Origin of the sequence: Parachitinimonas caeni (assembly GCF_030129945.1) — a bacterium.
GTDB lineage: Bacteria > Pseudomonadota > Gammaproteobacteria > Burkholderiales > Chitinimonadaceae > Parachitinimonas > Parachitinimonas caeni.
Genome location: NZ_JARRAF010000138.1, coordinates 1 through 888 on the forward strand (window position 1 = coordinate 1; position 888 = coordinate 888).

At 49.4% G+C, this 888-nt stretch carries 2 protein-coding genes; one reads left to right on the top strand and one right to left on the bottom strand.

What is annotated here, in order from left to right; all coding sequences use genetic code 11:
- Positions 1–103: 103 nt before the first annotated feature.
- Positions 104–457 carry a hypothetical protein gene (locus PZA18_RS23985; protein WP_284103412.1) on the bottom strand — a complete coding sequence of 118 codons (354 nt, stop codon included), beginning with the start codon at positions 455–457 and terminating at the stop codon, positions 104–106.
- A 194-nt stretch (positions 458–651) separates the two neighbouring features.
- Here PZA18_RS23985 and tnpA point away from each other — a divergent pair, with 194 nt between their 5' ends.
- The gene (gene tnpA / locus PZA18_RS25550) at positions 652–765 is read left to right on the top strand and encodes an IS66 family insertion sequence element accessory protein TnpA (protein ID WP_407951216.1); all 114 of its coding nucleotides are present in this window, start codon (positions 652–654) and stop codon (positions 763–765) included.
- The last annotated feature ends 123 nt before the right edge of the window (positions 766–888 follow it).

An 888-nucleotide genomic window follows, 5' to 3' on the forward strand; every position in this document is an offset into this window, starting at 1 on the left:
TCAGTAAGAAATGGACCATGCCAATCCGTGACTGGAAGGCAGCGCTGACTCGCTTTACGATCTGCTACGAAGACAGGCTGCCGCAGCAGTAACACAACCCCGGTTACACAAAATTAGGCACACCCTCTTCAAATACGGTGCCTTGCTCTTTGGCTGGAAATCTCGTGACGACACTATCTAGTGTCTTGTGCTTTAATAAAAATTTGTCACTTTTATTGTGAATGATTCTTAGAAATCTGTTTTCTCGATCTTCTTTGAAGAATAGACTCCATTTATCTGAATTTATCGTCTTGGAGTATATTCCCGCATCAGTAACAACAAACATTACTCCGTCCTGATCAAGACTCAATTTATATAGTCTTACTGGATAACCTTCGGGTGGGGGGGCAATAAGAACTATCTTCCCCATCGCCACTCCCAACAAACCCAATCCCAACCAAATCAATTGTCGCCACATAAGATTTCCCCTGTTGTGTATTAGTTTTGAAGGGTCAGAGAACCTGAGGCTCTCTGACCCGATTGCCACTTACTGCTTGATCTTCTGCAGCAGTTTGAAGATCGCCTCATCCAGCGTAAGCGTCCGACCGCCCCTTCTACCGATTCCCGCGTCAAGCCACCACACTCTGAGATTTCCTTGTCAGGAGCGGAGCGATGGCGCAAGAAAGTGAATCCTGGGCGCAGCGAGAGGCGCATGTTGAAAGGTGGCGTAGCAGTGGTTTGAAGGCGGAGGCGTATTGTGCACAGCAGGGTTTGGCCTTGCCGTAAGCGTCCGATCCCACCACCTAGCGCTGCGGTCACCCAGCCACGAAACTCCGGGATTTGATTGGTGGGAGTCAGGTGATGGTGCAGTCATGTGAGTCATGGACAGAGCGGGAAGCACAGGTAGCG

Bases quoted from the DNA above. Each gene is read 5' to 3' on its own strand.
- PZA18_RS23985 (WP_284103412.1), bottom strand. From the start codon at position 457: ATGTGGCGACAATTGATTTGGTTGGGATTGGGTTTGTTGGGAGTGGCG.
- tnpA (WP_407951216.1), top strand. From the start codon at position 652: ATGGCGCAAGAAAGTGAATCCTGGGCGCAGCGAGAGGCGCATGTTGAA.